At 43.3% G+C, this 4,686-nt stretch carries 5 protein-coding genes; 1 reads left to right on the top strand and 4 read right to left on the bottom strand.

Annotated elements, in window-relative coordinates:
• Positions 1-1,032 (top strand): ATP-binding protein (locus O9323_RS17990; protein WP_288125517.1); only part of this gene is annotated, 1,032 nt, incomplete at its 5' end.
• 129 nt (positions 1,033-1,161) lie between these two features.
• Here O9323_RS17990 and O9323_RS17995 read toward each other — a convergent pair.
• From O9323_RS17995 to glyA, 4 genes are all read right to left on the bottom strand, one after another.
• On the bottom strand, positions 1,162-1,458 hold the full coding sequence (locus O9323_RS17995; protein ID WP_002744759.1) for a DUF4164 family protein: 297 nt from the start codon (positions 1,456-1,458) through the stop codon (positions 1,162-1,164).
• Positions 1,459-1,544: 86 nt separating this feature from the next.
• On the bottom strand, positions 1,545-1,844 hold the full coding sequence (locus tag O9323_RS18000; RefSeq protein WP_002761685.1) for a hypothetical protein: 300 nt from the start codon (positions 1,842-1,844) through the stop codon (positions 1,545-1,547).
• 67 nt (positions 1,845-1,911) lie between these two features.
• Positions 1,912-2,976, bottom strand: coding sequence for a glycosyltransferase family 4 protein (locus O9323_RS18005; protein WP_002732067.1), 1,065 nt, complete (start codon positions 2,974-2,976; stop codon positions 1,912-1,914).
• A gap of 78 nt (positions 2,977-3,054) precedes the next feature.
• Complete coding sequence (gene glyA, locus O9323_RS18010; protein ID WP_002751118.1) at positions 3,055-4,338, bottom strand: serine hydroxymethyltransferase; 1,284 nt, start codon at positions 4,336-4,338, stop codon at positions 3,055-3,057.
• Positions 4,339-4,686: the final 348 nt, after the last annotated feature.

Raw genomic sequence — 4,686 nt, forward strand, 5'->3', positions numbered from 1 at the left:
ATTGGTTTACGAGATGTGAGAGATTATAAAGTAGCATCTGGTGGTAGTGATAGATTAAATACATCCAGTCCTTTTAATATAAAAGTTGCTTCTCTGACTATGCGAAATTTTAATCTTGCAGAAGTGGGAGAATTATATCAACAACATACAGCAGCAACTGGACAAATTTTCACACCAGAAGCTATAGAAACAGCTTATGATTTAACCCAAGGACAACCTTGGCTAGTCAATGCCTTAGCTAAAGAAATTGTAGAAAAAATGGTAAAAGATAGAAGTATTACTATTACTAAAAAACATATTTTAACAGCCAAAGAAATATTAATTAATCGTCAGGATACTCATTTAGATAGTTTAGCGGAAAAACTCAGAGAAAAACGAGTTAAAAACATTATTGAACCAATTTTAGCAGGGCAAACATTACCAGATACCCTAGCAGATGATCGCCAATATTTAATAGATTTAGGATTATTACGACGTGATCCGATGGGGGGATTAGTTATTTCTAACCCCATTTATCGTGAAGTAATTCCCCGCGTTTTAGTACAAGGAACTCAGGACAGTTTACCTTTAATTAGTCCTAGTTGGTTGACAGCAAAAGGTGAATTAAATATAGATGCTTTATTAACAGCATTTCTCAAGTTTTGGCGACAGCATGGAGAACCATTATTAAGTAGTGCTGCTTACCATGAAATTGCTCCGCATATAGTATTAATGGCTTTTTTACATCGTGTGGTTAATGGTGGGGGAGTTTTAGAAAGGGAATATGCAATTGGTAGTGACAGAATGGATTTATGTTTGCAGTATAAAGATGTAATTTTAGGGATTGAATTAAAAGTATGGCGGGATAAAAAACGCGATCCGCAAGCTGATGGAATTGAACAATTAGAATCTTATTTAGGACGTTTGGGTTTAGATTTTGGTTGGTTATTTATCTTTGATAGGAGGAAAAATGCTTTACCTATGGAAGAAAGATTATCCACTGAAGTTGTGGTGACAGAAAATCAATATAGAATTACTGTGATTAGGGCTTGAGTTTTATATTTTTTGTTTGACGCAGAGGCGCTACAGTCGCAGAGAGGAGAACGGAAAGAGGGATTTTTGCAGATCATTTTTCTCTGTATCCTTGAAAATTGTAGAGTAAACAAAGACTAAGGATAACTTTTAGGGATTAGGAAAAAAGACGATTTTTCCCAGAATACCTAGTATTCCTGTCACCAAAATTCCGACAATGCCAAGAAACCCATTAGTGGTAATATTCACCCGTGCATTCAGGTCATCAATAGGCTTTTCTATTTCCATAACTTTAGAATCTAGGGCTTTAATATCCCCTCTTATTTCTGATTGTCCTATCTCTAGCTTAGTGAGACGCTCATTAACATCTCTTTGTAAAGAGTCGATTTTTCCCTCAATCCTTGTCAGGACAGTTTCAAGGGAATAAGTTACGGTTTCGTTAGACATTGTGCTAAACTCCTACTTTTGATAACTTTAATTAGGGCTTGCTGAAAAAATAAGATAGGAAAAATTTATGATGCTAAGGGCAACTTCTAGGGGTTGCCAATAAACCCAAAAAGTTTAGCTGCTCCTCCTAAAATAGCAACAACAAGGGCGATCAAAATGCCTCGATTAGTAAACTCTTGATAGGCAACTCTAGCGGTCAATCCGTCAATTTTTGTGCTTAGTCGCTCATCTAAAGCTTTAATTTCTCCTTTAAGTTCTGCCTGTCCGATTTCTAATTTTGTCAGACGTTGCTCGATTCTATCAGCTTTGTGGTTGACTTCCTTGATGCTGTCTTTGATTTCCTTAAGAACCGTTTCAAGGGAATAAGTTACGGTTTCGTTAGACATTTGCTAAACTCCCAGAGTCATCCTGCCGCTATCTTAATTATTAATCCTTTTTCTAGTTTAAGACGGCTTACGGTTCACTGCCACGATTGCGCCAGACTTGCCAACCGACGTAACCGAGGAGGAGAGTCGCACCAAAGGCAAAACCCCAACCACTGGGAACATTGGAAAAACCGAGGGCTAAACTGCCCACCCAGAGAGTTAGAGCGTAGATAAATAATACTGTCAGACGGTGAGAGATACCCGCTTTCAGTAAACGATGGTGTAAATGACGTTTATCAGCCACAAAAGGGGATTTTCCGCGTTTGAGACGGGAAATAATCACCGTGGACATATCGAGGAGAGGAACCGCGAGGATGAGATAGGGTAATAGGACGGCGGTAACGGCAACAGTAGTCACAGCAGTGGTTTTAGCCAATCCAATCACCGCCACACCTGCCAGGGTAAAACCCATAAAATAGGCCCCACCATCCCCCATAAAAATTTGGGCGGGGTTAAAATTGTAACGCAGAAAACCCAAAGCCCCACCCGCTAAAGCGGCGGCGATAATAGCGGCGGCCGGTTGTCCCATCACCAAAGTTACAATCAAAATCACCACGGCAGATATACCCGAAACCCCCGCCGCTAATCCATCTAAACCGTCAATCCAATTAATCGCGTTAGCCATCCCCACTAACCAGAGGAGAGTAATCGGTAAACTTAGCCAATGAATTTGTAATAAATCGCCGAAGGGAATAGAGAGGAAATCGATCCTAACGCCAGCTTGCCAAGCTAGAAAAGCGACGCTAAACTGCATTACCAGACGATTGAGGGGGGAAAGATTAAAAAGATCATCCGCTAGACCGATGAGAAAAAAGCCCAAACCGCCTAGGGTTACGCCCCACACTTCCCATTCTCGATCGCTGTTTAAACCGGCAAACCCTCCCAACCACCAAACGATCAGGAGGGCAGTTAAAGCGCCGACAAAAATCGAAACTCCCCCCAGTCGAACCATAGGCTTTTCATGGACCTTCCTTTCGTTGGGTTTATCGACGTAACCGCTTTTCAGTCCGACGGTTCTGACGAGGGGGGTACTCCAAAGTACCACGGTATGGGCGATCAGAAAAGCAATTAGATAGTATAAATCTCCGGACATGGGAATTGGGGGGCGATTTAATTCACAATTGGCCACTGACAGGCAATCGCCAATTATGAACTTTTATTATCTCTCTTTTTAGGCCAAGGCGGGGACGGAAATATGGAGATGGGGATAGAGGGGGAAGCTTTCACAGAGTTTGGCTACCCGTTGACGGCAAGCAGTTCTCAGGGCTTCATCACCTGGATTAAGGAGAATATCGGCGATAATGTTGCCAATCTCGATAAATTCCGTTTCTCCTAGTCCTCTGGTGGTCATAGCCGGGGAACCCAAGCGCAGACCACTGGTGACAAAGGGAGACTCGGGATCGAAGGGAACAGTGTTTTTATTAGCGGTAATATTAATGGTACTCACCAGGCGATCGGCTTCTTTCCCGGTCATGCCCACGGATCTTAAATCGAGTAACATCAAGTGATTATCCGTACCATCGGTGACAATTTTAATCCCTCTAGCCTTCAACTGACCGGCTAAAGCTTGGGCATTAGCGATTACTTGGCCCGAATAGATTTTAAACTCCGGTTTCAATGCTTCCCCAAAAGCCACCGCTTTCGCTGCAATCACGTGTTCTAGGGGACCGCCTTGGGTACCGGGGAAGACGGATTTATCGAATTTTTTGCCTAATTCCTCGTCTTTGGTCATAATTAAACCCCCCCTAGGACCGCGCAGGGTTTTGTGAGTGGTGGTAGTGACCACATCACAGTGGGGTAGGGGGTTAGGATGATGACCAGTGGCCACTAAACCGGCAATATGGGCGATATCTGCCATCAGGTAGGCCCCCACTTCGTCAGCGATGGCGCGGAATTTCTCGAAATCAATCCGGCGCGAGTAGGCAGAATAACCGCAGATAATTAGTTTGGGTTTTTCTTTGCGGGCGATGTCAAGGATGAGATCGTAGTCGAGGAGTTCGGTTTCGGGACTTACTCCGTACTGTACGACTCGGAACCATTTCCCGGAAACGTTAACGGGGGAACCGTGGGTAAGATGACCACCGTGGGAGAGATCCATGCCCATAATCGTATCGCCGGGCTGCAAGAGGGTCAGGAAAACGGCGAAATTAGCTTGGGCGCCGGAGTGGGGTTGTACGTTAGCGTGGTTTGCCCCAAATAGTCGTTTAACCCGATCGATCGCTAATTGTTCCGCTTCGTCAATGTATTCGCAACCGCCATAGTAGCGTTTTTTTGGCAGTCCTTCGGCGTATTTGTTGGTTAAAACCGAACCTTGGGCGGCCATGACGGCAGCCGAGGTAAAGTTTTCACTAGCGATTAATTCTAGGTGATTTCTTTGACGTTGCAGTTCTTTTTGCAAAATCCCTGCGATCGCTGGATCCGTCAGGGATAGTATATCTAGGTTGGTATCAGTCACGGTTACTCGATCCTTTTTTTTAACAATTTACCTGTAATCCTTGGGTCACTTTCTCCATTTTGGCACAATCTCTAATCTTCCGACACACCGGTGAGCTTAATTGCTTTTCTTCGGGATCGATCTTCGATTGTCAACTGTTAGGGGTCAAATCTTCATTTTTAGTCAATAAGTGATAGTAAGTAGGTAGGCGTTAAAAATTATCAGATGCCCCCCTTATTAAGCTATCCATTAGTCACATCTTTCTTAACATAAAATTTGACAAAAAGAGAAAAGTGTGCAAGATGGCTCAAGGGGGTTCTATGGGGGGACTAATTTGATGAGATAGTTTCCAAGTCTGGCTGATATCAT

The sequence above is a fragment of the Microcystis sp. LE19-131.1A genome, assembly GCF_027532015.1.
Taxonomy (GTDB): Bacteria; Cyanobacteriota; Cyanobacteriia; order Cyanobacteriales; family Microcystaceae; genus Microcystis; species Microcystis ichthyoblabe_A.

What these genes read in the sequence shown, in the direction of transcription:
- O9323_RS17995 (WP_002744759.1), bottom strand. Translation starts at nt 1,458, where the DNA reads ATGTCTAACGAAACCGTAACTTATTCCCTTGAAACTGTCCTGACAAGG.
- O9323_RS18000 (WP_002761685.1), bottom strand. Translation starts at nt 1,844, where the DNA reads ATGTCTAACGAAACCGTAACTTATTCCCTTGAAACGGTTCTTAAGGAA.
- O9323_RS18005 (WP_002732067.1), bottom strand. Translation starts at nt 2,976, where the DNA reads ATGTCCGGAGATTTATACTATCTAATTGCTTTTCTGATCGCCCATACC.